The following is a 25,050-nucleotide window of genomic DNA, read 5'->3' as shown; positions in this document are numbered from 1 at the left end:
GGTTAGCGTGCTATTTGTGATCGTGACAACAAAAATAACATCACATCAGGCAAGGAAAAAATGATACCGACTCTCAGGCGCTCAACCGCAGCGCTGCTGGCTTCGTCGTTGCTGTTAACCATTGGCCGCGGCGCAACGTTACCTTTTATGACGATCTACCTCACCCGCCAGTACCAGCTGGAGGTGGATAAAATCGGCTATGCGCTGTCGAGCGCGCTGATCGTCGGGGTGCTGTTCAGCATGGGGTTTGGCATTCTCGCCGATAAGTTCGACAAAAAGCGCTATATGACGCTCGCCGTGCTGGCGTTTATTGGCGGCTTTATCGCTATTCCTCTGATCAATAGCGTCGCGCTGGTGGTGTTTTTCTTCGCGCTGATTAACTGCGCTTACTCCGTCTTCTCTACCGTGCTGAAAGCGTGGTTTGCCGACGTGCTGTCGCCGGAAAAGAAGGCGCAGATTTTTTCCCTTAACTACACCTTTCTCAATATTGGCTGGACCGTTGGACCGCCTATCGGCACTCTGCTGGTCATGCACAGTATTAACCTGCCGTTCTGGCTGGCGGCCGGCTGCGCCGCCCTTCCGCTGGTATTTATTCAGCTGTTTGTGCAGCGCACCAGCGCCGCGATTGCTCAGGATAACGCGGTCCAGTGGTCGCCGTCGGTGCTGCTGCGCGATCGCGCTCTGCTGTGGTTTACCCTTTCCGGCCTGCTGGCCTCCTTTGTCGGCGGCTCTTTCGCTTCCTGCATTTCCCAGTATGTGCTGGTGGTAGCGGACAGCGATTTTGCCGAAAAAGTGGTTGCGGTGGTACTGCCGGTTAACGCGGCCGTGGTGGTGGCGCTGCAGTATGCGGTTGGTCGTCGCCTTACCGCCCGCAATATTCGCCCGCTGATGACCTTTGGGACGGTTTGTTTTGTGCTCGGGCTGGGCGGTTTTGTTATTTCCGATAACAGCCTGCTGTTGTGGGGCCTCTCCGCCGCCATTTTTACACTCGGAGAGGTTATCTACGCGCCGGGGGAATATATGCTGATCGATAACATTGCGCCGCCGGGCATGAAAGCCAGCTACTTTTCCGCCCAGTCGCTGGGCTGGCTGGGGGCGGCGTTTAACCCGATGCTGACCGGAACGATTCTGACCCATCTGCCGCACTGGTCGCTGTTTGTGATATTGATGCTGGCGATTATCGCCGCATGGCTGATGATTTTCCGCGGCATGAACGTTCGTCCGTGGAACGGTAGCGCGGTCGCCCGCGCCTGATGCCAGGCGCCGTGCGGCTGTCAGGTTGCTGTCGCGTCCCTGTCGGGTTTCGATCGTGGTGCCCGACAGCCCGCTCGATGATACTCCATCTCAGGTTTTCACCCGGAGATAGAAACAATGAACAGTAGTCATCAGGTTAAACAATTACGTTTGCAGCGCGCCTGGTCGCAGGAGCAGCTTGCCGAACTGGCCGGCGTCAGCGTGCGCACCATTCAGCGCATCGAGAACGGCGACCGCCCCGGCCTCGAGACGCTCAGCGCGCTTGCGGCGGTATTTGAAGTTAACGTCGCCGAGATAAGCGGCGAATCACCGGCGGGCCACGAAGCGTCGCTGGATTTACGTATTGAGGAAGCCAAAGCGCGCGTCGAACGCGAGAGCCGTTTTTACCGTTCATTGACGGTGGCCGTCGTCGTTTGCGTTCTGCTGGCGCTGCTGAACTGGCTGAGCGGCGCAGAGAGCTACTGGTCCGCATGGGTGGCGATCGTCTGGGGAGCGCTGCTGGTGGTTAAAGGGTTGCGTCTGTTTGTTTTTGGCGAATGGATTAATCGCTGGCGTCAGGCGCGCCTGCAGCGGCTGCTGCGCAAATAGCCCTCTGCGCGCTTTTCCCGGGGGCGGCGCAAAGCGCCTTGCCCGGGCTACAGGTCCATAGCCGTCTGCGAGCGGTAGCGCGGACAGATGCGCAGCATCGCCTCCGGGAAACCATATCTAGTGCGGACTATGGCGATCTCCCCGGGGGCGGCGCAAGCGCCTTGCCCGGGCTACGGGTCCATCGCCGTCTGCGAGCGGTAGCCTGGACAGATGCGCAGCATCGCCTCCGGGAGCCATATCCAATGCGGCCTGTGGCGATCTCCCCGGAGGCGGCGCAAAGCGCCTTGCCCGGGCTACGGGCCAGCAGACTGCTGTATACCTGTAGCCCGGCTAAGCGCAGCGCGAGCCGGGGGGAGGCCGCCATCCGGGGCGAGTTAAATGGTGACCATCCCCCGGACGCCTTCGGCTTCCATATCGCCGCCGTTGCCCTGCTGGATAATCGCGCCGCGCGACATCACCAGATAGCGATCCGCCAGACCGGCGGCAAAATCATAAAACTGCTCGACCAGCAGAATCGCCATATCCCCGCGGTTCGCCAGCTGACGAATCACCTCGCCAATCTCCTTAATCACCGACGGCTGAATGCCCTCCGTCGGTTCATCAAGAATCAACAGCTGCGGACGGCTGGCCAGCGCGCGGCCAATGGCCAGCTGCTGCTGTTGCCCGCCGGAAAGATCGCCCCCGCGCCGCTGCTTCATGGTTTTCAGTACCGGAAACAGCTGATAAATCTCTTCCGGTACCGCGCGCGCGTCGCGGGCGGGAAAGCGGGACAGCCCCATCAGCAGATTCTCCTCAACCGTCAGGCGCGGAAAAATCTCCCGCCCCTGGGGCACGTAGGCGATCCCCGACTGCACCCGCTGGTGCGGTTTACGGTGGGTGATATTCTTCTCCTGCCACAGCACCTCGCCGCTGCGCGCCGGGATCAGCCCCATCAGGCACTTCAGCAAGGTGGTTTTCCCCACCCCGTTGCGCCCGAGCAGGCAGGTGATCTCGCCCTGGCGAGCGGCAAAATCCACTCCACGCAGGATATGGCTGCCGCCATAATATTGATGTAGTTGATTAACCTGTAACATCCGCGCTCCTTAGCGTCCGAGATAAACTTCAATCACCTGTTCGTTGGCCTGCACCTCGCGCAGCGACCCCTCCGCCAGCACCTGTCCCTGATGCAGCACCGTCACTCTGTCGGCGATGGTCTCGACAAAGCCCATATCATGTTCGACCACCATCAGCGAATGCTGCCCGGCAAGGGTACGGAACAGCTCGGCGGTATATTCTGTCTCCGCATCGGTCATCCCGGCGGCGGGTTCGTCCAGCAGCAGCAGATGCGGCTCCTGCACCAGCAGCATGCCGATTTCCAGAAACTGCTTTTGCCCGTGCGACAGCAGCCCCGCCGGCCGATAGCGTTCGCCCTCCAGCCGCAGCAGGCGGAGGGTTTCGCTGATTCGGTCGGCCTGCTCGCTGTTCAGGCGCGCCCGCAGGCTGGCCCACACCGATTTATCACCTTTCATTGCCAGTTCGAGATTCTCTGCCACCGTCAGCGCCTCAAAGACGGTCGGTTTCTGAAACTTGCGCCCGATGCCCTGGCGGGCGATGGCGATGGGATCGAGGGTTGTTAAGTCCACCGACTGATCGTAAAGCGCCCTGCCGCTCTGCGGCCGGGTTTTGCCGGTGATGACGTCCATCAGGGTGGTTTTACCGGCGCCGTTCGGCCCAATCACGCAGCGTAGCTCGCCCACGCCAATCTGCAGCGACAGGTTGGTCAACGCCTGAAAACCGTCAAAGTTGACGTTAATCTCTTCCAGCTGCAGTACCGGATCGGTCTGCTCGCGAAAGCGGTCCGTCGGCAGCTGGCGGGTAAATAGCTCTTCATCCAATGGCATCAGCGATCTCCTTTACGCAGCAGGCCGATAACGCCACGCGGTAAAAACAGCGTCACGATAATAAAAATCAGCCCCAGAAAGAGCTGCCAGTACTCCGGCATCGCCACGGTAAAGTAGCTTTTCGCGCCGTTGACCAGCCCCGCGCCGAGCACCGGGCCGATTAAGGTTCCGCGACCGCCGAGCGCCACCCAGATGGCCGCTTCGATAGAGTTGGTCGGCGACATTTCGCTGGGGTTGATGATCCCGACCTGCGGCACGTACAGCGCCCCCGCCAGGCCGCACAGTACGGCTGAAAGGGTCCATACCAGCAGCTTAAAGCCGCGCGGGTCGTAGCCGCAGAACATCAGGCGGTTTTCAGCATCGCGCACCGCCGTCAGCACGCGGCCAAATTTGCTTTGCGCCAGCAAATAGCCAATCCACAGGGTGAGCAACAGCAGCAGTACCGTGGCCATAAACAGCGCCGCCCGCGTGCTGATGGCGGTGACGGAGAAACCGAGCAGCGTGGTAAAGCCGGTAAAACCGTTGTTACCGCCAAAGCCGGTTTCGTTACGGAAAAACAGCAGCATCCCGGCGTAGGTGAGCGCCTGGGTCATAATCGAAAAATAGACGCCTTTGATTTTCGAGCGGAAGGCAAACCAGCCGAAAACCAGCGCCAGCAGGCCGGGCACCAGCACCACCAGTAGCATAGCCCAGGCGAAATGCTGGGTGCCCCACCAGAACCACGGCAGCTCGCTCCACGACAAAAACGACATAAAGGCCGGCAATCCGTCGCCCGCCGCCTGGCGCATCAGGTACATGCCCATGGCGTAGCCGCCGAGGGCAAAAAAGATCCCATGGCCAAGCGAGAGCATCCCGGCATAGCCCCAGACCAAATCCAGCGCCACGGCGACAATGGCGTAGCAGAGGATCTTGCCGGTCAGCGTCAGCAGCCAGGTGGAGACCGCCAGCGGATGCGTGGCGGGCAGCAGCGCCAGAAACGGCATACTCAGCAGGCCCAGCAGTAGCAGCACGCCGAACCAGCGCAGCGGGCGCGGCGCTTTGCGCGCCAGCGTTAAGGTAATAGGTTGGCTCATCAGTCAATAACCCTCCCTTTGAGGGCGAACAGTCCCTGGGGACGTTTCTGGATAAACAGGATAATCAAGACCAGAATCAGGATCTTACCCAGCACGGCTCCCATCTGCGGTTCAAGGATTTTGTTAAAGATGCCAAGACCAAACGCCGCCGCCACGCTGCCCGCCAGCTGACCAACGCCGCCGAGCACCACCACGAGGAAGGAGTCGATAATGTAGCCCTGGCCCAGCTCCGGCCCGACGTTACCGAGCTGCGACAGCGCGACGCCGCCCAGCCCCGCGATCCCCGAACCGAGGCCAAACGCCAGCATATCGACCCGTCCGGTCGGCACGCCGCAGCAGGCCGCCATCGCGCGGTTTTGCGTTACCGCCCGCACGTTCATCCCTAGCCGGGTCTTGTTCAGCGTCAGCCAGGTAAACAGCAGCACCAGCAGCACGAAAACCAGTACCGCCAGACGGTTCCACGGCAGGATGAGATTCGGCAGAACCTGCACGCCGCCGGAGAGCCATGCCGGATTGGCGACCTCAACGTTCTGCGCGCCAAATAGCATCCGTACCAGCTGGATCAGCATCAGGCTGATCCCCCATGTGGCGAGCAGCGTCTCAAGCGGGCGCCCGTACAGATGACGGATCACGGTGCGTTCCAGCGCCATACCGATACCGCCGGTGATCAGGAACGCCACCGGCAGCGCAATCAGCGGATAGAAGGCCAGCCACTGCGGCGCCAGCTGCGCCAGCGCCTGCTGAACCAGCCAGCAGCTGTAGGCGCCAATCATCAGCATCTCGCCGTGGGCCATATTGATCACCCCGAGCAGACCGTAGGTGATGGCCAGACCGAGCGCGGCGAGCAGCAGGACAGAACCGAGGGAGAGGCCCATAAAAGCCTGGCCGAGAAGATCGCCCAGCAGCAGGCGGTGCTGGATTTTACTCAGGCTCTCCTGGGCCGCCGCGCGAATCGCCGGGTCCGGCTCATGCCGGGCATCGGTATACGGCGTCAGCAGCGCCTGAGTTTCCGGGTCACCGGAGTGGCCGAGCAGCTCAATGGCCGCCAGCCGCTGTGCGGGCTGAGGACTGACAAGCTGTAAACGGGCCAGCGCAATTTCCAGCTGCGACTTCACCGCGCCGTCGGTTTCCGCCGTCAGACGCTGCTGTAGCAACCCCGCCATCTCAGGCGTCGCTTCGCGCTGCAGGGTTTTCGCCGCCGCGGCCCTTTCCGTGACGTTGTCACTAACCAGGAGATGCGTCGCCAGCGCGCCTGCCGCCAGGTTACGCAGGCGGTTGGTCAGGCGCACCGGTTTTGTTGGGCCGACGGGCGCCGGAACCGCGCCCAGCGCCAGCAGGCTGTCGCCCTGTTTGCTGAACGCATGACCGCCGCTATCGGATTGCAATGTTTCACTTTTCAGCGCCCGCAGCAGCGGTAAACGCGGCGCTTCGGGCGCGGCGGCCCACTGTTCCAGCAGCTGAGCCTGCTGGCTGCGATTGGCCGCCACAAAATCGTCGGCGTCCGCTGCCTGCGCCCGCCACGGTATCAAGACCATCAGCAGCGCGAAGTAACACATGAGGCGTAATGCGTTCATGGTCGTTCTCCTTTTCGGGGAAATCCGGGCTTCGGGCCCGGAAGACTGAATCATTCACCCCGGCGCGGCGCCGGGGTCTAACGCTTAGTTGCTGACGGTTTTAACCGGGTGATCCGGTTTTTTATCATTCCCGGCAATCCACGGGCTCCACGGCTGGGCGCGTACCGGCTCTTCGGTCTGCCAGACCACGTTAAACTGGCCGTTGCTTTCGATTTCGCCAATCATTACCGGCTTGTGCAGGTGATGGTTGGTGGCATCCATGGTCAGGGTAAAGCCTGACGGCGCCTTGAAGGTTTGGCCGGCCATGGCATCACGCACCTTGTCGACATCGGTCGATCCTGCTTTCGTCACCGCCTGCGCCCACATGTGCAGGCCAACCCAGGTCGCTTCCATCGGGTCATTGGTTACCACGGTATCGGCGTTTGGCAGCTTGTGGGCTTTGGCGTAAGCGCGATAGTCGGCAACAAACTGTTTATTGGTTGGGTTATCGACGGACTCGAAGTAGTTCCACGCCGCGAGGTTGCCCACCAGCGGTTTAGTATCAATCCCGCGCAGCTCCTCCTCGCCCACGGAAAAGGCCACCACCGGCACGTCCGTCGCTTTCAGCCCCTGATTAGCCAGCTCTTTATAGAACGGAACGTTGGAATCACCGTTGATGGTAGAGACCACCGCGGTTTTACCGCCGGCGGAGAACTTCTTGATATTGGCGACGATAGTCTGATAGTCGCTATAGCCGAACGGGGTATAGACCTCTTCGATGTCTTTATCCTGAATGCCTTTGGCGTGCAGGAAAGCGCGGAGAATTTTGTTGGTGGTGCGCGGGTAGACGTAGTCGGTACCGAGCAGGAAGAAGCGTTTCGCCCCGCCGCCGTCTTCGCTCAGCAGGTATTCCACCGCCGGAATCGCCTGCTGGTTTGGCGCCGCGCCGGTGTAGAAGACGTTCGGCGACATCTCTTCGCCTTCATACTGTACCGGGTAGAAGAGCAAACCGTTCAGCTCTTCAAATACCGGCAGAACCGATTTGCGCGATACGGAGGTCCAGCAGCCGAACACCGCCGCCACCTTATCCTGCGTCAGCAGTTGACGCGCTTTTTCGGCGAACAGCGGCCAGTTTGATGCCGGATCCACCACTACCGGTTCCAGTTTTTTACCCAGTACGCCGCCTTTGGCGTTGATGTCATCGATAGCCATCAGGGCGACATCTTTCAGCGGGGTTTCAGAAATCGCCATCGTCCCGGAAAGCGAGTGCATAATGCCGACTTTAATGGTGTCGGCGGCATAAACCTGTAAGGAGAAGCCCATGCTAATAACAGAGGCGGAGAGAGCAAAAGCTTTTAATAGTGTTCGACGCTGCATGTGTGTCACTCCTGAATAGCGCAAAAACAAAAAAATGAATTAACGACTCACCGGAAGTGATAAGGCAAAAACGATGCCAGGTTGTGAAAGCGTCTGAAAGCGCGGCAGAATACGGGGAAAATAAAGGCGGGTGCACAGCGTTGCCTTAAAATAGTGCAACGCTGCGCTATGGAGAGATTACCAGACCTGCGCGGCGATGCCGGTGACCAGGCGGACTTTATCCCACTGCTGGGCTTCGGTCAGAGAGTTACCCTCTTCGGTGGAAGCAAAACCGCACTGCGGGCTGAGGCAAATTTGCGCCAGCGGGACGTACTGCGCCGCCTCCTGCAGACGAGCCTTCACCCCTTCCGGGTTTTCCAGCTCCCCGTTTTTAGTGGTGATCAGGCCCAGTACCACCTGCTGATGGCCGGGGCGAACGTAGCGCAGCGGCGCGAAGTCGCCGGAACGGTCATTGTCATATTCGAGGAAGAACGCGTCGATGTTAACGCCGCCGAACAGCACTTCCGCAACCGGCTCGTAGCCGCCCTCGGAGATCCAGGTCGAGCGGAAGTTACCGCGACACACGTGCAGGCCAACGGTCAGATCCTCAGGCTTCCCTTCCAGGGCCTTATTCAGAACGCGGGCATAAATGCGCGCCAGCTCATCCGGGTCTTCGCCGCGCTCGCGCACCTGCTGTCGCTGCTCATCGGAGCAGAGGTAGGCCCAGACGGTGTCATCAAGCTGTAAATAGCGGCAGCCCGCATCGTAGAAGGCGCGAATGGCATCGCGCCAGGTGGTTGCCAGGTCATCGAAATAGTCGGCGAGATCCGGATACACCGTCGCGTCGATATCTTTCCGGCCGCCGCGGAAGTGCAGCACGCTCGGGCTGGGAATGGTCATCTTCGGCTGAGCGCTGCCGCTGATGCTCTTCAGATAGCGAAAATCTTCCAGCATCGGGTGATCGCCAAAGGCCAGTTTACCGGTGACGCGAACGCCGTGCGCTTTGGTCTGTACCCCGTTGAACTGAATGCCCTTTTCTGAATCGTAGCGCTCAACGCCCTGTAGTCCGTCAAAGAAATCAAAGTGCCACCACGCGCGGCGGAACTCACCGTCGGTGACCACATGCAGCCCGCACTCGCACTGCTGCTGCACCAGATCGCGAATCGCCTCATTTTCTATCTGCCGCAGCTGCTGCGCGTCGATGGTGCCGGCGGCCAGCTGCTGACGGGCCTGTTTGATGGCGTCCGGACGTAAAAAGCTGCCGACAATATCTGCGCGGAACGGGGCCTGATGACGTTGCATGGTGTCTCCTTAGCGGCGGGCAAAGTTAATTACCCACCGTGATAGTTCATTATTTGAATTTATAGACTTCTGGATGGCTATATGTCCAGATACTGGCATGCAGAGGTTTCATCGGCAAACGACAATATTTCATGGCACATGAAATAAATTCACTTTGCGAAAGGCAACCCTTCATCTTCCCAGCCGGTCAGGCCGCCGAGCATCATTTTTACCGGGCGCCCCAGCAGAGCCAGCTTCATGGCGGCGACGTCCGCCCCGTTGCAGTGCGGCCCGGCGCAGTAGACCACAAACAGCGTGTCATCAGGCCACTGCGCCATTCTGGTTTCATCAATTTGTCGGTGCGGTAAATGCAGGGCGCCCGGGAGATGACGACGGGCAAAGGTTTCCTCACTGCCGACGACGTGCAGCAGAACAAAATCCACTTCTCCTTCGCGCATCGCGCTGTAGACATCGGCGCAGTCGGTCTCGAGGCTTAGCTTATGACGAAACCAGGCGGCGGCGTCGGTAGAACTGGCGGGGGCAATAGCGGTTACAACACTCATGGCATCTTCTCCTTGTCTGTGATACCACTACTTTAATTAACCGCCTGCGCGACATCTGCCGAGAACCATGACTGAAAACGCTGAAATCCTGACAATTCCATCCGTGACGTTGTCACGCCACCGGGTTGTTGCCCTCGCCTACGATGGCCTGTGTACCTTTGAATTTGGCGTCGCCGTTGAGATCTTCGGCCTGCCGCGCCCGGAGATGGGCGAACGATGGTATCGCTTTGCCGTGGCCGCCGTCGACGACGGTGAGCTGCGGGCAACCGGCGGAATTCGGCTCATGACCGACGGCGGTATGGCGCTGTTAGGCGAAGCGGACACCATCGTGGTGCCCGGCTGGCGCGGTATTGACTCCCCCGTGCCGCCAGCGCTGTGCGAGGCGCTGGTCGCCGCCCATGCGCGAGGCTGCCGGATAATTTCTATCTGCTCCGGGGTTTTCGTTCTGGCCGCGGCCGGGCTGCTGAACGGCCGCCAGGCGACCACCCACTGGCGCTATACCGACCAGCTGCGGGCGCGGTTTCCGCGCATTGAGGTGATCGATGACGTGCTGTACGTCGGCGCCGAAGGCGTCATGACCTCCGCAGGCAGCGCCGCGGGTATCGATTTATGTTTGCACCTGGTGCGCGAGGACTTTGGCGTCGAAGCGGCGAATCTTGTCGCCCGACGGTTAGTGGTTTCCCCCCATCGCGACGGCGGGCAGGCGCAGCAGATTGTTCGCCCGGTGGCCAAAGCGCGGGAGAGCCAGCGGCTGGGGCAATTATTTGATTTCCTGCACCAGAATCTCGCCGCTGGCCACACCGTGGCCTCGCTGGCGGAAAGAACCGGCATGGGGCAGCGCACGTTTTTACGCCGTTTCGAAGACGCTACCGGCAAAACCCCCGCCCGCTGGCTGCTTGACGAGCGCCTTCAGCGCGCCACGCAGCACTTAGCCCACAGCCGGCTGAGCGTTGAGCAGATTGCCGAGCTTTGCGGTTTCTCAAATGCCAGCACCCTGCGCCATCACTTCCGCCAGCAGTTTGCCCTTAGCCCGTTGCAGTACAGGAAAAGCGCGCTGGCGGGTAAAAAGGGAGAGTGATTCACATGGATAATAGTCACGCCGGGCAATTTGTTAAGCGTTTGTTTAGACTAGTCGGGTTAAGATGTATCCAACAACCGTAAACCCGTTCAATGAGGACAACATAGCGCATAGCAAAACTAATGGAGGTTAATCATGCTGGGAAATATGCATGTATTTATGGCAGTTCTGGGAACCATTCTGTTCTTTGGATTTCTTGCCGCATACCTGAGCCACAAATGGGATGACTGATGAACGACGATAATCCCCATCCGTAAACGCCCCCTGCTGCCGATGCACCAGGGGGCGTTCTGCTTTTGGCTTGCCGATCGATGAACCACCTTATACACGAGAATTTATCGTATCAGTCACCAGGAGAAACTCCGTCCGAACATCCCTCAACAGCCCACTCGATGCCGATCGTTGATAGGCTATGTTATGCTTTGTCATCACGGGCAAGGAGGCAGAATATGCACATCAATACCAAAATGAGGATTGCGGCGCTTTTATACCTTATGGCGGCGTACGCGGTTGCTCTGCCGGGGCTTGCGCTGTTTACAGACCTGGTGATAAACGGTGGCATTATTGATATGTGGAAAGGCGCGTATTCATTTATGGACCTGCTTGCCCGACGTAAAATACTTTATCTGCAGTTTGCCGGGCTGGGCGCTATTCTGGGTTGTGTCTACTGGCTGTTTTTCTTCCGAAAATACCGCCATCACGATCCCCTCGATAAATATTTTAAGTAGCGCCCGAGCGCCCGGCACGACGTACTGATTATGCCCGGTCAGCGAATGATGAAATCTGAGCCAGAAGCATTTCGCATACCTTACATACCATTCGCTGGACATCCGTCAGCTGCGGCGAGGCTTCCAGCCCTTTGCCAGGGTTCTATTTAGCCTGCAGCTCCCGGCGGATAATTTCCGCCCCGGCGCTTAGCGCATTGAGCTTGCCGCTCGCCACTGGACGCGATAGCGGCGCCATGCCGCAGTTGGTTGAAGGATAAAGCTTATCGGCATCCACAAACTGCAGCGCTTTACGTAAGGTCGCGGCGACTTCCTCCGGCGTTTCGATCGCATTGGTCGCCACGTCGATGGCTCCAACCATCACTTTTTTTCCGCGAATCAGTTCAAGCAGATCCATGGGAACACGTGAGTTATGACATTCCAGCGAGATTATATCGATGCTGGATGTTTGCAGCTTAGGAAACGCTTCTTCATATTGTCGCCACTCTGTTCCCAGGGTCTTTTTCCAGTCGGTATTCGCTTTGATGCCGTATCCATAGCAGATATGTACCGCAGTTTCGCATTTTAGCCCTTCAACGGCTCTTTCTAAGGCCGCGATGCCCCAATCATTAACCTCATCAAAAAACACATTAAAGGCTGGCTCATCAAACTGAATAATGTCGACGCCGGCGGCCTCCAGCTCCCTGGCTTCCTGATTAAGTATCTTCGCAAATTCCCAGGCCAGTTTTTCGCGGCTCTTATAGTGATTGTCATAGAGCGTATCAATCATGGTCATGGGACCCGGCAGCGCCCACTTAATCGGCTGGCTGGTGAGCTGACGTAAAAAACGCGCATCTTCGACAAAAACGGGTTTTTGACGCTCGACGGCGCCCACGACGGTCGGAACGCTCGCATCGTAGCGATTACGGATTTTAACGACTTCTCGTTTTTCAAAATCGACGCCGCTGAGGTGCTCAATAAACGTAGTAACAAAGTGCTGACGGGTTTGCTCGCCATCGCTGACGATGTCGATGCCGGCGCGCAGTTGGTCAAATAAGGACAGGCTCAGCGCGTCTTTTTTCCCGGCAATTAACTCTTCATTCTGCAGTTTCCATGGGGACCACAGTTTCTCAGGCTCTGCAAGCCAGGACGGTTTCGGTAAGCTGCCGGCTGTTGAAGTGGGTAATAATTTTGTCATTATCGATAGCCTTATATATGCGATGTCTTAAAGAGCGTAATGAGCAGACCATTGCTGCAGAATATTTTTATACGGTTTAATAAAGTGCTCTTCGGTAAACTTCCCCTGCTCTACCGCCAGCTGGCTGCGCTCTTCACGATCGTAAACAATTTTGGTTAATGAATGGTCCTGATGATGCAGATCGGGCTGATAGCAGAGTCCTGCGGCAGAGTTGGCGTTGTAGATCTCCGGGCGGTATATCTTCTGGAACGTCTCCATCGTGCTGATGGTGCTAATCAGCTCAAGGCTCGTGTAATCGCTCAGCAAATCCCCTGAGAAATAAAAGGCCAAAGGCGCAACGCTGTTTTTCGGCATAAAGTAGCGAACCTTCAGGCCCATTTTGCCAAAATATTGCTCAGTCAACGATGAACCCTCTGGGCGGTATTCGAGCCCCAGGACAGGATGTTGATTTCCGGTCTGGTGATAGGTGTCTTTGCTGGAGACGCTAAGGCAAATAACCGGTGATTTTTTGAAATTGGCCTTGTACTCCGCTGAATTGACGAAATGTTTAAATATGTTGCCGTGCAAATCGCCGAATCCTTCCGGAAGGCTAAAACCTGCGCGTCCTTTATTATGGTCTAACAGCAATACGCTAAAGTCGTAGTCGCGAACGTACGAAGAGAAATTATTGCCAACGATACCCTCAATACGTTCATCGGTCTTTTTATCAATAATGCTGGTTTGCAATATTTCAATCACCGGAAAGGTATCGCCGGTGGCGCTGATATTCATTTCGGCTGAAATAATTTCCAGCACAACGGCATAGCGATCGCCTTTGGGGTTATCCCAGTGCGCCAGCGTATTGAAACGATTGTCAATCATGACTAAGGTATTGCGCAGATTCTCCTGGCGATTTTCCCCTCTTGCTAAATTAGCAAAGTTGGTTGTAATACGCGTATTTTCTGAGGGGTTATAGTTTTCATCAAAGAGAGTGCGTTTAATAGTAAAGGTAAATTGTTGATTCATTGCAGATGTGCATCCTAAGTTCTGAGATAAAAACTGCAGTCCTTTCTGATGGTTGCAGGCTGGCGCAGGCTTCCATAAGCAGTCTTCATCTTCATATTATCTATATCGAATACAGCATGTTATGCCAGAGCCATTAGATGAGTGAAAGCGAGTTAATTTCATTACAACATGAGCCATATTCATGGTCTGGCGTCAGCCCATGCTGTATCTCGTTGAACAGAGCCAGCCGCTCTTGCCAACGAGCTTGTCCTGCCGGTTAAACATCCGCACATTTTTTCCTGTTCGCCTGTATGAGTTGATGCTGAAGCAAGAAACATCAGAGGTCGGCCAGGCTAAACACGACCTCAAGCCTGGCGTCTTTCTTTTCAACAACCGCACTCTTCATGCTCCTTTGCGCTCTGTCGGGCGCGATCGTTGGAGGAAAATGGAAGTGGGACCGGCGCGTTTTCATGCTTTACTTTGGTGATGTCCAAAACCTGACTAACGCTACCGATATTTTTTCTGGCATATTTATGTTCTATGGTTCATTCGGATTATCAACAGCGAATATAGCCATCAACAACCCGCTCTAACTTATTGATTTGAGGGATACAATGAATAATGTCATTCTCAGCATAATTGCTAAAATTTCCGCCATGGATGCCGAAAGTAAGCAGCTTGCTGCCCAGGTCGAGGCGCAGTCTTTGCTCATTAGCGCGCTGATGCTCGCTATCGGCAAAGAAGGCGGGGTCGCGGAATTAGTTAGCAGCGTAACGAAAGCGATAAATTCGGTACTGGAATCATCTGAAGACGTTCTGAAGACGGACGCAGAACTGCTTTTGACCAAGTTTCAGGAACAAATAGCGCTCACGCAGTTGATAAGCACCCACGAAGATGAAATCAGTCATGACAGGCTCGATGATTAACAAGGGTCAGTCTGTTATAGATTGGGAATATGCAGGACTTGCGTTTAGTCATGAGCTTACCGGCCATCAGCAACTATTGGCCGGTTCAGCTTCAGAAAATAGGGATACTCCAGGCGGAATACGCAATGTCTACTCGCCTGCGCTGCTGTTGGAGGCAAACCGCTCGGTACATTAAGGCAAATCAGGCTTCACTTTTCCCCAGGCCAGCGTATGTCACCGACGCCGTTGACTTTCGGCATGGCAAATAAAAAGCCCTGGAAACGTTTAATACCCGCAGATTCGAGCCAACACCACTCCTCTATCCGCTCTATGCCTTCAGCAACCACCGCAATCTCAAGTTCACGGCAGCAGTTGATAATCGATCTTACCACCGCTTGTTTAGGGCCGCTCTGATGGATATCGGTAATAATCTCGCGGTCGATTTTAACTTTATCAGGCTGAATTTTTGTCAACAACGAGAGTCCAGCATAACCGGCGCCAAAGTCATCAATTGCCAGCCCCATACCAGAGACGCGCAGTTTTTTTATCGCGCTGCTGAACTGGCTAAAACCGGAGATCATTTCATCTTCCGTCACCTCCACGATCACCTGTTCAGGTTCAAGACCCTGTTTTTTTATTTCCTGCAACAGGTATTCAATGGCATCAGGAATAACAACCAGAGACATCGGAAGGATATTAATGGATATTTTATGGTCGCCAATATTGATTTCTTTCGCCAGGGCAAAGGCAACTGATTTCGCTTTGAGATCAACTTCATAACGTTGCTCTGGCGGAATCGAGGCAAAGAAATTGGCGGGACTACCGCCGTCTTTATCACGAATAAGCGCTTCAAGCGAAGTGATATTCCCGGCCAACGGTTCGATAATGGGCTGGAAAGCAAACTGACAACATTGACCGGCAAAAAACGATTCTTGCGGCGCATGAAATGCATGTTTACGCGAATGAAGCGACCATTTGTCAGGCCGTAAAAAGGGTGACGGCGCGGCAGCGCTTTTTTGACTGATAAAAGTATGGATAAATTTATAGACGCGCTCTTCGGTGGAAAGATAACCTTTCAGTTGGCTAAGCTGGCGAACCTTTGTCAGGACGTCAGCGGTTTGCAGTTTATTCAGGTCAAAAAACATCATCCCTACGTTTTCAAAGCGCCGGCGCGGCGCGTAATCACGCATCAGCTCGACAACCTGATGGTGGCGATCGTCTTGCTTGATCGTGCTGAATAGCTGCTCAAGCACGCACTCATCCCCCTCAATTATCTGAAGGTAAACATTATCTTTTAAAAGAAGTATGCCCGTAATCCCGCGTGCTGCGTTCTCAGCATTCGCTTTTTCAACCAGCAGTATGAGATCGGTTTCTTGTGTTAAATGCATCTGACTTCTGTAAATCAGAGTTGTCAGCATAATCCCATCCAGATGTTTGCCAGGAGAATGGGACTGTGTAACACAGTTTACCCTTTTAACCCAGCTATCTGTCATAATTAACTGGACCGGCTGTAGCCGACTAAGTTTATCCGATTATTTACGGCAGCAACCGGCAAGGGCCAGCGAAATAATCCTCAGCGGCGCGGGTAATGGCAGTGATTCATTCAGCAGCCATTTAAACCGTTTGGTAAATGCGTTTTTTTAAGCGGTATTTACTAGCCAACAAATCCCTGCTCGCGCATGCGCGCTATCGCCTCTTCGCTGGCGCAGACCATGCCCGTGGTCAGCGTTTCAAAACCAAAGCGGCGATAAAAGCCGACTTTATCCACCACCGAGTAGATGAAGGTTTTGCCGAACGGCCGCAGCCGCTCGCTGACCGATTGCATCAGCTGCTGCCCGTACCCCTTTCCCTGACAGCGCGGGTGCACCGCGACATCCGCCAGATAGCTGCACCAGGTCAGGTCGCTAATCGCCCGGGCAACGGCAATAAGCTGCCCGTTTTCATAGCCAAACCAGCAAAAGGTACTATGGCGAAACGCGCGCTCCACCAGCGCGACGTCCCGCTGATTGAGACCTGCGGCGGCGATAATCTCCGCCACCGTCTGCCAGTCAACCGAGTCCACGTGCTCTTTATCTTTTAATATCATCATGACGTTGCCTTTCACTCGCCTGCTTTGGCTTTCAGCATAGCCGAATGGCGCTAAAAAAAGCGCGCCCTGCCGCCCCCGGTCAACAGCATTTTATGCTGGATAAAAAAGTATAAGCCGGGGAAATTTTCTGACACCGCGGCGTGAAAACAGCGCATTTATGCTTAACAGCGGCGAGTAATCGACCAGGAGGCAGAATTAAATAAAATAACGCCATATTCCAACGGCCGAAAACGGGCAAAAAAAAACCGCCATGTGACTGGCGGTGAATGAATGCTTGCATGGATAGATTGTGTTTTGCATTTTTACGTTCAGGGCATAACCCCCTGAGTACGCTTGTCCGATAAGCTATCACGCGCAACATCAATGAAAGCTAAACGGACCGTTGCTTACAGCTTTTCCACCAGCGCTTTGATCTGCGCGACAAGACCCTCTTTCTCCTCCTGCGTGGCGCCCGCGCAGGGCCAGGTGGATTGGCGGATAATCAGGCGCGTCGGCAGCAGCTCGCGGATCTTCATCTGCGGGGCAGCCATTAGCTGGATGAGCAGCTCAACCGCCCTTTTTCCCAGAACGTTAAAATCCTGGGCGACGGTGGTCAGCGGCGGCTGGAAGTAGAGGCTGTCCGCGGTATCGTCATAACCGGTGACCGAGATCGCCTGGCTGCCGGTGCGATTCAACTGCGCCAGCGCGCTCAGTACCCCGAGCGCCATCTGATCGTTAGCCACCACGATGGCGCTAATGCGCGGATGATGATGCAGGAGCTCAAACGTTTTGTTCCAGCCGCTGGCGGCGCTCCAGTCGCCAAACACCGTCACCGCATTACTGACGCCCAGCCGATGCAGCGCCTCGCGCCAGCTGCTCAATCGCATGCGTGCGGAGACCGAGCTCTCGGGCCCGGCCAGCAGGCCGAACTCCCGGTGCCCGGCGTCCCAGAGATGCCGCACGCACGCGCCGCAGCCGTCGCGATGATCGAAACGCACGCAGCACACGTCGGTCTCCGGCGAAACATCAAGAAACATGCAGGCGATATCGGGGTTTTCCACCACCAGCCGCTCCGCGAGGCTGCTTTCGAGCGGCAAGCTGATAATCGCGCCGCGAATATGCTGGGCGCGAAACTCATTAAGCCGCGCCTGCAGCGACGGATAGTCAACCTGCACCGGCATCGCAATCGAGACCTCAAGCTGATGCAGACCGGCGTAGCTTTTCACCGCCGCGGCGATTTGTGAAGGCGCGTGCAGCGTCAGCGAAGCGGTGATCAGCCCAATCGACGGCGCGGATTTCCCCGCCAGCAGCTGAGCGGAACGGTTCGGTACGTAGCGCAGCGCCTGCATCGCGCGGATGACCTTATCGCGGGTTCGTTCAGACACCACGTCCGGATTATTCAGCACCCGGGAGACCGTCTGCTGAGACACGCCGGCCTCGCGGGCCACATCGTCAAGCGTTGCCAGGCGACGCTGCATAGTACACTCCTTCTGAATTAAAACCTCAATGTCGTCCGCTAACATTTTATGTTTAAAAGACGACAAAAATCAGCTGTTTTTCCAGCTTTTCGTGATCGCCAGTGGGTTTCATTTTCGCCAATATTGCGGCTATAGCGAAAATAACTGATAACAAAATTATATTGTCTAGCGAATGACATTTTTATCACTTATCCGTCAGGAATACGTATGCAACAACACGACTCTCATTCCGCCGCAGCAGCAACGTTCCATCAGATTCTCGCCCGCGAAGACTGGCAGAACCAGACCATTACCCATCTCAACCGTTTACCGGCCCACCCGACTTTCGCCAGCTGGCGCGATACCGACGCGGCGCGGAAAAACCAGCCCTCGGCGTTCCGCCGCCGGCTTGATGGCCAGTGGCAGTTCTCCTGGGCCCGCAGCCCGTTTGACGTGGATGCCCGCTGGCTGGAAGACGATCTGCCGGACAGCCGCAGTACGCCGGTGCCGTCAAACTGGCAAATGGAAGGCTACGACGCTCCGATCTATACCAACGTCCGCTACCCGATCGACACTACGCCGCCGCGCGTACCTGAGGAGAATCCGACCGGCTGCTACTCGCTGACGTTCAGCGTCGATGAGAGCTGGCGAGCCGACGGCCAGACGCAGATTATCTTCGACGGCGTTAATTCGGCTTTTCATCTGTGGTGCAACGGCGAATGGGTCGGTTATTCGCAGGACAGTCGCCTGCCCGCGGCCTTCGATCTCTCACCCTACCTTCAGCCGGGTGATAACCGCATCTGCGTGATGGTGATGCGCTGGAGCGCGGGTACCTGGCTTGAAGACCAGGATATGTGGCGCATGAGCGGCATCTTCCGTTCGGTCTGGCTGCTGAACAAACCGACCCTGCACCTCTGCGACGTTCAGCTCACGCCGCAGCTCGATGCGCTCTATCGGGATGCCGAGCTGCTGGTGAACTTAAGCGTCGCCGCGCCGGTCGCGCTGCTGGAGGCGCTGACGGTGAAGATCGAACTGTGGGATGACGATCGTCTGGTCGCCAGTCACCAGCAGTCGCCGGGTTCGCCGATTATCGATGAGCGCGGAAGCTATGCCGAACGCGCGGCGATTCGTCTGCCGGTAGAGCGACCGGCGCTGTGGAGCGCGGAAACGCCAAACTGCTATCGGGCGGTGGTGTCCCTGTGCCGCGGCGATGAAACGATCGAGGCTGAAGCCTGGGATATCGGCTTTCGCCGGGTTGAAATCAAAAATGGCCTGCTGCTGTTAAACGGCAAACCGCTGCTGATCCGCGGCGTCAACCGTCACGAGCACCATCACCAGCGCGGCCAGGTGGTGACCGAAGAGGATATGGTGCAGGACATCCTGCTGATGAAGCAGAACAACTTTAACGCCGTGCGCTGCTCGCATTATCCAAACACCCCGCGCTGGTATGAGCTGTGCAATCGCTATGGCCTGTACGTCGTTGACGAAGCCAATATTGAAACCCACGGCATGGTGCCGATGAATCGTCTTTCCGACGATCCGGCCTGGCTGCCGGCCTTCAGCGCCCGCGTCAGCCGGATGTTGCAAAGCAATCGCAACCACCCGTCGATTATTATCTGGTCGCTGGGGAACGAATCCGGCGGCGGCGGCAACCATGAAGCGATGTATCACTGGCTGAAGCGCAACGATCCCTCCCGCCCGGTGCAGTACGAGGGTGGAGGCGCCGACAGCACCACCACCGATATTATCTGCCCGATGTACGCCCGCGTTGAGCGCGATCAGCGGATTCCGACGGTGCCGAAATGGGGGATCAAAAAGTGGATCAGTCTGCCGGGCGAGCAGCGCCCGCTGATCCTCTGCGAATACGCCCACGCGATGGGCAACAGCCTCGGCAACTTTGCTGATTACTGGCAGGCCTTCCGCGACTATCCGCGCCTGCAGGGCGGGTTTATCTGGGACTGGGCCGATCAGGCCATCAGCAAAACCTTCGACGACGGCAGCGTCGGCTGGGCCTACGGCGGTGATTTTGGCGATACGCCGAACGATCGCCAGTTCTGTATGAACGGCCTGGTCTTCCCCGACCGCCGCCCGCACCCTTCATTAATTGAAGCGAAACACGCGCAGCAGTACTTCCAGTTTACCCTGCTTGCGCAATCCCCGCTGCGTATCAGCATCAGCAGCGAATATCTGTTCCGCGCCACCGATAACGAAGCGCTGCGCTGGCAGGTCCAGGCCGCCGGAGAAACCTTTGCTGAGGGTCAAGTGAAGCTTGAGCTGAGCCCTGAAGGCCAGGGCGAGCTGACGCTGTGCGATGCCCTGACGCTGCCCGTGGGCGCCGAAGCGGTGTGGCTGACGCTGGAGGTTGTCCAGCCGCAGGCCACCGCCTGGTCCGACGCCGGGCATCGCGTCGCCTGGCAGCAGTTCCCGCTCGCCGCCCCGCTGGCGCTGCGCCGGCCTTCCCCCGTCGGCACGGCGCCAGCGCTGGAGAGCAGCGACGCGGCCTGGACCGTACGCAGCGGCTCGCAGCAATGGACTATCGACCGGGAGAGCGGCCTGCTGACCCACTGGCAGGTAGAGGGTGTGGAACAGCTGCTGACGCCGCTGCGCGACCAGTTTGTGCGCGCCCCGCTGGATAACGATATCGGCGTCAGCGAAGTGGAGCGCATCGACCCCAACGCCTGGGTTGAACGCTGGAAGAGCGCCGGGCTCTACGGCCTCAGCGCCCGCTGCGTACAGTGCGACGCCCAGCGCCTGGCCCATGAAGTGGTTATCGATAGCCGCTGGCACTATCTGCGCGGCGACGAAGTGGTGATTGTCAGCCACTGGCGGGTGACGTTTGATGGCGAAGGCAAGCTGCATCTGGCGGTCAATGGCGAACGCGCCGGCACCCTGCCGCCGCTGCCGCGCATCGGGCTGAATTTCCAGGTTCCGGACCAGCATCAACCGGTTTCCTGGCTCGGCTACGGCCCGCATGAAAACTATCCGGACCGCCGCACCAGCGCCTGTTTCTCCCGCTGGCAGCTGCCGCTGGAAGAGATGACCACACCGTACATTTTCCCGACGGAAAACGGCCTGCGCTGCGATAACAAAGCGCTGGACTGGGGGCGCTGGCACGTCGCGGGCGATTTCCACTTCTCCGTACAGCCCTACAGCACCGAGCAGTTAATGGAGACCGATCACTGGCACAGGATGAAGCCGGAAAACGGCGTCTGGATCGCGCTCGATGCTCAACACATGGGCATCGGCGGCGATGACTCCTGGACACCCAGCGTACTACAGCAATGGCTGCTGCTTGAGACACAATGGCAATATCAGTTAACGATTCATTTCCAATAATAATCGGGGGCGCCAGCCCCCAACCTTACAGGCATAATAATATGGAATATTCACAATGAAACTCTCTGAACTCGCGCCACGAGAACGGCATAATTTTATATATTTCATGCTGTTCTTTTTCTTCTACTATTTCATTATGTCAGCCTACTTCCCCTTTTTCCCAGTGTGGCTGGCGGAAGTAAACCATTTAACCAAAACCGAAACGGGGATTGTCTTCTCCTCCATTTCGCTATTCGCGATAATTTTCCAGCCGGTGTTTGGCCTGATTTCCGATAAGCTCGGCCTGCGCAAACATCTGCTGTGGACGATTACGATTTTATTAATCCTGTTTGCCCCCTTCTTTATTTTTGTTTTCTCTCCGCTGCTGCAGATGAATATCATCGCGGGCGCGCTGGTGGGCGGGATCTATCTGGGGATCGTCTTCTCCAGCGGCTCCGGGGCGGTAGAAGCCTATATTGAACGCGTCAGCCGCGCCAACCGTTTTGAATACGGTAAAGTGCGCGTCTCCGGCTGCGTCGGCTGGGCGCTGTGCGCCTCGATCACCGGCATTCTGTTTAGTATCGACCCCAATATCACCTTCTGGATCGCCTCCGGCTTCGCGCTGATCCTCGGCGTGCTGCTGTGGGTCTCGAAGCCGGAAAGCAGCAATAGCGCCGAGGTTATCGACGCCCTGGGCGTCAACCGTCAGGCTTTCTCCATGCGCACCGCCGCCGAGCTCTTGCGGATGCCGCGCTTCTGGGGCTTTATTATTTATGTCGTTGGCGTCGCCAGCGTCTATGACGTTTTCGACCAGCAGTTCGCCAACTTTTTTAAAGGCTTCTTCGCCAGCCCGCAGCGCGGCACCGAAGTGTTTGGCTTCGTGACCACCGGTGGGGAATTACTCAATGCGCTGATCATGTTCTGCGCGCCGGCAATTATTAACCGAATTGGCGCCAAGAATGCCCTGTTAATTGCCGGGGTAATTATGTCAGTCCGAATTTTAGGCTCCTCTTTCGCGACCTCGGCGGTGGAAGTGATTATATTAAAAATGCTGCATATGTTTGAGATCCCCTTCCTGCTGGTTGGCACCTTTAAATATATCTCGTCGGCATTTAACCCAAAACTTTCGGCGACGCTGTTCCTGATCGGCTTTAATTTATCGAAACAGCTGTCGGGCGTTGTGCTCTCGGCTTGGGTAGGACGGATGTATGATACCGTCGGCTTCCATCAGGCTTATCTGATCCTGGGCTGTATTACCCTGAGCTTTACCGTCATTTCGCTGTTTACCCTGAAAGGCAGCAAAACCCTGCTCCCGGCGGCAGCATAACGCCAGGCCGCCGGAAACCCTCCGGCGGCGCGTCGGCAATACACCGTTAAGACGCCGGGTAAGGCAGTTGCCGCTAGCCGGCGATCCGCGTTTCCCCGTCGCTATTTTCCAGCCCGTAAAGACGCGCTTCCGCCATCGATGAAATCAGCTCAGCCAGCTCGGCGGAGTGGCTGGTTAACCAGATTTGGCTATAGCGGGACGCTTCGACAATCAGCCGGGCCAGCGCCGGGAACATCTGACGATGCAGGCTGTTTTCCGGCTCGTTAATGGCCAGAAATGCCGGAGGGCGCGGGCTTAATAGCGCCACCGCCAGGCACAGGAAGCGCAGCGTGCCGTCGGACATTTCCGCCGCCAGTAAAGGCCGCCAGACGCCGTTACGGCGCATCTTCATCGAGAAACGCGAGTTTTCGTTTTCACAATAAAAGGTACACGCCGGGAACGCTTCGCCGAGGATCTCATGCAGCAGCTCTTCGGCGCCGATTTCCACGATGGTCTGAAAGGCGGCGGCGAGGTTATGCCCATCGCTGTCGAGCACCGGCGAGCGGTAGCCTACCGTCGGGTGTCGCAGCGGTGAGAGTCTGCCAATATTGAATTCGTGATAAAAGCGCCAGTGGCGCATGGTTTCCCTGACCCGCGAGACCTCCGGAAAACGGTGCGGCTCGCCCAGTTGGCCAAAAATCGATTCATTCTCGTAAATGGCGTCGGTAAAGGTACTCTTTTCGCCATTCACATCCACCAGGAACGCCGCCTGGTTTTTACGCTCCAGCACCCGCGATGAAGGACGTCGGGAAAATCCCGCCAGCCAGATCGACTCCTCTTTAACGATCGGATCCAGCTGAAACTGGGTAGGGTAAGGCAGCTTTTCCGGAAAACCCACCTGCAGCTGGTAGTCAAACTCGTCGGTCAGACAGCCAATCTGCAGCCGCCGCGGAAAGCGGTCGGTCGGCGCACCTGGCCCGGACCACATAATGTTTTCCAGCCCGCCCTCATCGCTGATATAGCCGGAAAACTTCCCGTCGGCGCAGGCGGTTAACAGGTGGATGGCTTTATAGATATTGGATTTACCGCAGCCGTTGGGGCCAAAGACGATATTCAGCGCACCGAGTTCCAGCTCAATATCCCTGACCGATCTGAAATTTTTTATCCGGATATGGTTAATCATAGATTCCCGAAACTGATAAAAGCGTTTGGCGCTACTGTATCGGAGGCGAAAGGAAAACAAAACAGGCGCGGACCGGACGACGGCTTGCCGCCCGGCTCCGGCTTAGCTGAAGAGTTTTTTCATGCCGCGGGTCAGCGCGACTCTTTTGAGTTTGTCCGTATCCTCATGGCTCTCGTTGAAAACGCCGAAAAAATAGCGTTCATCGTCAATGGTCTGCGATACGATTCTGTAGCTCAGCGGCTGGCCGGATTTCGCGCCGTACTGCGCAGGCGTCACGGAAATCTCCGTCGCGTTATCGGCAACGCTAACCATCAGGCCGTCGCCCTTCCCTCCAACCAGCATCACCTTAATTAACGGGTGCACCATGTCCCTCCCGGGTTGAGGTCAATGATTAATTTTCGATGGCCGCAGGCTGACAGTTGGCCGTTGCGCCGCCGTGGCCGGACTTGTCTTTGGCGGAGGCCGGCTGCGCGCCCTCTTTACCAACAACGGGCGGTAACGGCACGCCTTCTTTGTCCACCGCAGGCGACGCCTTCTGGCAGGTCGCCGTTTTCGTGGCCTCTGCGCCCCAGACAGGGGTTTGCAGACTCAGGATCGCCACGGGAGCAAGCAGCAACGTGTTCTTCAGTACTTTCTTATAGTTCATACCGGCCTTGAGTAAAAAAATTTCTTTCTTATGCTGAGCTAAGCGCTGATTATTAGGAGTAAAAGCTGACAAATGATGAAGGAAAAAAGAGGAATTGTGAACATCAATAGTTCTTATTTATGAATTGCCGCCTTTCCTGCCCCCGCGCCCGACGGATCTTATATCCAGGAATTACCTTAATCAATTGAAATGACGGCAATCCCCCCATTCTGGCGACGTTTCTTTTCGCCAGAGTGTAGCGCTTTTGTGGCAGAAACAGCGACCTGGTTTATATCCCGGACGTTGTGGAAAATTCCTGGAGTGAGGCTCACCGACGGCTGAGCATTTGTACTTCGCTTGTTAGCCACTAGACTTAAATAAGTCAAACGAAAGGAGACTCCCATGTCATCACAAGAGTATGAAAACGACGCGCAGAATCTGGCGGACAAAGTGAGCAACAAAGTCAATGAATTCGCCGGGGAAGCCCAGCAGCAATTTGGTGATGCGGTTGATTCGCCTAAACATCAGCTAAAAGGCGCGGCCCGTAAGTACGCCGCTCAGGCGTCGGATGCCGTTTCAGAGGTCTCCGAGCGCGTAAGGGAAAATCCGCTGACCGGACTGCTGGCGGCCGGCGCTATCGGGCTGGTGATTGGTTTACTGGCGGGACGGAAATAACCCA

At 56.7% G+C, this 25,050-nt stretch carries 25 protein-coding genes; 10 read left to right on the top strand and 15 right to left on the bottom strand.

Annotated features, from left to right (window positions below; genetic code table 11):
* Positions 1–60: 60 nt before the first annotated feature.
* Together ydeE and ACESQ2_RS08200 are read left to right on the top strand one after the other, a co-directional pair.
* Positions 61–1,254: an efflux MFS transporter YdeE gene (ydeE, locus tag ACESQ2_RS08205; RefSeq protein WP_373170288.1), complete on the top strand. Its 1,194-nt coding sequence runs from the start codon at positions 61–63 to the stop codon at positions 1,252–1,254.
* A gap of 117 nt (positions 1,255–1,371) precedes the next feature.
* Entirely contained in the window at positions 1,372–1,842 is a 471-nt protein-coding gene (locus ACESQ2_RS08200; RefSeq protein WP_009654748.1) for a helix-turn-helix domain-containing protein, read from the top strand.
* Between the two features lie 374 nt (positions 1,843–2,216).
* Here ACESQ2_RS08200 and urtE read toward each other — a convergent pair whose 3' ends face one another.
* The 7 genes from urtE to ACESQ2_RS08165 form a co-directional block, all read right to left on the bottom strand.
* Positions 2,217–2,915, bottom strand: coding sequence for an urea ABC transporter ATP-binding subunit UrtE (urtE, locus tag ACESQ2_RS08195; RefSeq protein WP_014229495.1), 699 nt, complete (start codon positions 2,913–2,915; stop codon positions 2,217–2,219).
* Between the two features lie 9 nt (positions 2,916–2,924).
* Positions 2,925–3,722, bottom strand: coding sequence for an urea ABC transporter ATP-binding protein UrtD (gene urtD, locus ACESQ2_RS08190; protein WP_025105756.1), 798 nt, complete (start codon positions 3,720–3,722; stop codon positions 2,925–2,927).
* Positions 3,722–4,795, bottom strand: coding sequence for an urea ABC transporter permease subunit UrtC (gene urtC, locus ACESQ2_RS08185; protein WP_014229497.1), 1,074 nt, complete (start codon positions 4,793–4,795; stop codon positions 3,722–3,724). The genes urtD and urtC overlap by 1 nt, the downstream gene beginning before the upstream one ends.
* A complete protein-coding gene (gene urtB / locus ACESQ2_RS08180; RefSeq protein WP_014229498.1) occupies positions 4,795–6,369 on the bottom strand; it encodes an urea ABC transporter permease subunit UrtB in 1,575 nt (524 codons plus the stop codon). The genes urtC and urtB overlap by 1 nt, the downstream gene beginning before the upstream one ends.
* A gap of 84 nt (positions 6,370–6,453) precedes the next feature.
* On the bottom strand, positions 6,454–7,725 hold the full coding sequence (urtA, locus tag ACESQ2_RS08175; RefSeq protein WP_014229499.1) for an urea ABC transporter substrate-binding protein: 1,272 nt from the start codon (positions 7,723–7,725) through the stop codon (positions 6,454–6,456).
* A gap of 177 nt (positions 7,726–7,902) precedes the next feature.
* Complete coding sequence (locus ACESQ2_RS08170; protein ID WP_046876491.1) at positions 7,903–9,006, bottom strand: cobalamin-independent methionine synthase II family protein; 1,104 nt, start codon at positions 9,004–9,006, stop codon at positions 7,903–7,905.
* 149 nt (positions 9,007–9,155) lie between these two features.
* Positions 9,156–9,548: a rhodanese-like domain-containing protein gene (locus ACESQ2_RS08165; RefSeq protein ID WP_004851202.1), complete on the bottom strand. Its 393-nt coding sequence runs from the start codon at positions 9,546–9,548 to the stop codon at positions 9,156–9,158.
* Between the two features lie 67 nt (positions 9,549–9,615).
* Here ACESQ2_RS08165 and ftrA point away from each other — a divergent pair, with 67 nt between their 5' ends.
* From ftrA to ACESQ2_RS08150, 3 genes are all read left to right on the top strand, one after another.
* The gene (gene ftrA / locus ACESQ2_RS08160) at positions 9,616–10,626 is read left to right on the top strand and encodes a transcriptional regulator FtrA (protein ID WP_032719183.1); all 1,011 of its coding nucleotides are present in this window, start codon (positions 9,616–9,618) and stop codon (positions 10,624–10,626) included.
* A 135-nt stretch (positions 10,627–10,761) separates the two neighbouring features.
* Positions 10,762–10,857 carry a protein MgtS gene (gene mgtS, locus ACESQ2_RS08155; protein WP_004102377.1) on the top strand — a complete coding sequence of 32 codons (96 nt, stop codon included), beginning with the start codon at positions 10,762–10,764 and terminating at the stop codon, positions 10,855–10,857.
* Between the two features lie 218 nt (positions 10,858–11,075).
* Complete coding sequence (locus ACESQ2_RS08150; RefSeq protein WP_014838599.1) at positions 11,076–11,354, top strand: hypothetical protein; 279 nt, start codon at positions 11,076–11,078, stop codon at positions 11,352–11,354.
* A 142-nt stretch (positions 11,355–11,496) separates the two neighbouring features.
* Here the strand turns inward: ACESQ2_RS08150 and ACESQ2_RS08145 are convergent, their stop codons facing one another.
* Positions 11,497–12,528, bottom strand: coding sequence for a methionine synthase (locus tag ACESQ2_RS08145; RefSeq protein ID WP_032694476.1), 1,032 nt, complete (start codon positions 12,526–12,528; stop codon positions 11,497–11,499).
* A gap of 27 nt (positions 12,529–12,555) precedes the next feature.
* Positions 12,556–13,533, bottom strand: coding sequence for a DUF1852 domain-containing protein (locus ACESQ2_RS08140; protein WP_046876489.1), 978 nt, complete (start codon positions 13,531–13,533; stop codon positions 12,556–12,558).
* Between the two features lie 181 nt (positions 13,534–13,714).
* On the opposite strand from ACESQ2_RS08140, the gene ACESQ2_RS08135 reads away from it, so the two are divergent.
* The gene (locus ACESQ2_RS08135) at positions 13,715–13,999 is read left to right on the top strand and encodes a hypothetical protein (RefSeq protein ID WP_224259960.1); all 285 of its coding nucleotides are present in this window, start codon (positions 13,715–13,717) and stop codon (positions 13,997–13,999) included.
* Between the two features lie 127 nt (positions 14,000–14,126).
* Positions 14,127–14,438, top strand: a complete 312-nt coding sequence (iraP, locus tag ACESQ2_RS08130; protein WP_004851215.1) for an anti-adapter protein IraP — start codon at positions 14,127–14,129, stop codon at positions 14,436–14,438.
* A 188-nt stretch (positions 14,439–14,626) separates the two neighbouring features.
* On the opposite strand, the gene ACESQ2_RS08125 is transcribed toward iraP, so the two are convergent.
* The 3 genes from ACESQ2_RS08125 to ACESQ2_RS08115 all read right to left on the bottom strand — a co-directional run bounded on the left by ACESQ2_RS08125 (position 14,627) and on the right by ACESQ2_RS08115 (position 17,963).
* Positions 14,627–15,835 carry a diguanylate phosphodiesterase gene (locus tag ACESQ2_RS08125; protein WP_373170287.1) on the bottom strand — a complete coding sequence of 403 codons (1,209 nt, stop codon included), beginning with the start codon at positions 15,833–15,835 and terminating at the stop codon, positions 14,627–14,629.
* 236 nt (positions 15,836–16,071) lie between these two features.
* On the bottom strand, positions 16,072–16,506 hold the full coding sequence (locus ACESQ2_RS08120; RefSeq protein ID WP_064377314.1) for a GNAT family N-acetyltransferase: 435 nt from the start codon (positions 16,504–16,506) through the stop codon (positions 16,072–16,074).
* Between the two features lie 386 nt (positions 16,507–16,892).
* On the bottom strand, positions 16,893–17,963 hold the full coding sequence (locus ACESQ2_RS08115; RefSeq protein WP_025105766.1) for a LacI family DNA-binding transcriptional regulator: 1,071 nt from the start codon (positions 17,961–17,963) through the stop codon (positions 16,893–16,895).
* A gap of 207 nt (positions 17,964–18,170) precedes the next feature.
* Here ACESQ2_RS08115 and ACESQ2_RS08110 point away from each other — a divergent pair, with 207 nt between their 5' ends.
* A complete protein-coding gene (locus ACESQ2_RS08110) occupies positions 18,171–21,278 on the top strand; it encodes a beta-galactosidase (RefSeq protein WP_373170286.1) in 3,108 nt (1,035 codons plus the stop codon).
* A gap of 55 nt (positions 21,279–21,333) precedes the next feature.
* Positions 21,334–22,584 carry an MFS transporter gene (locus ACESQ2_RS08105; protein ID WP_025105768.1) on the top strand — a complete coding sequence of 417 codons (1,251 nt, stop codon included), beginning with the start codon at positions 21,334–21,336 and terminating at the stop codon, positions 22,582–22,584.
* Positions 22,585–22,657: 73 nt separating this feature from the next.
* Here ACESQ2_RS08105 and ACESQ2_RS08100 read toward each other — a convergent pair whose 3' ends face one another.
* From ACESQ2_RS08100 to ACESQ2_RS08090, 3 genes are all read right to left on the bottom strand, one after another.
* Positions 22,658–23,746, bottom strand: a complete 1,089-nt coding sequence (locus ACESQ2_RS08100; RefSeq protein ID WP_014838607.1) for an AAA family ATPase — start codon at positions 23,744–23,746, stop codon at positions 22,658–22,660.
* Positions 23,747–23,848: 102 nt separating this feature from the next.
* Positions 23,849–24,109 carry a hypothetical protein gene (locus ACESQ2_RS08095; RefSeq protein WP_014229513.1) on the bottom strand — a complete coding sequence of 87 codons (261 nt, stop codon included), beginning with the start codon at positions 24,107–24,109 and terminating at the stop codon, positions 23,849–23,851.
* Between the two features lie 28 nt (positions 24,110–24,137).
* Positions 24,138–24,392 carry a hypothetical protein gene (locus ACESQ2_RS08090; RefSeq protein WP_032694471.1) on the bottom strand — a complete coding sequence of 85 codons (255 nt, stop codon included), beginning with the start codon at positions 24,390–24,392 and terminating at the stop codon, positions 24,138–24,140.
* 381 nt (positions 24,393–24,773) lie between these two features.
* Between ACESQ2_RS08090 and ACESQ2_RS08085 the strand changes: the two genes are divergently transcribed.
* A complete protein-coding gene (locus ACESQ2_RS08085) occupies positions 24,774–25,046 on the top strand; it encodes a YqjD family protein (RefSeq protein WP_004851233.1) in 273 nt (90 codons plus the stop codon).
* Positions 25,047–25,050 lie beyond the last annotated feature (4 nt).

The organism is Klebsiella sp. Q11 (genome assembly GCF_964241505.1).
Taxonomy (GTDB): Bacteria; Pseudomonadota; Gammaproteobacteria; order Enterobacterales; family Enterobacteriaceae; genus Klebsiella; species Klebsiella michiganensis.
The sequence above is the reverse complement of the archived record's forward strand: the minus strand, read 5'-3'. Positions and strand labels throughout refer to the sequence as shown.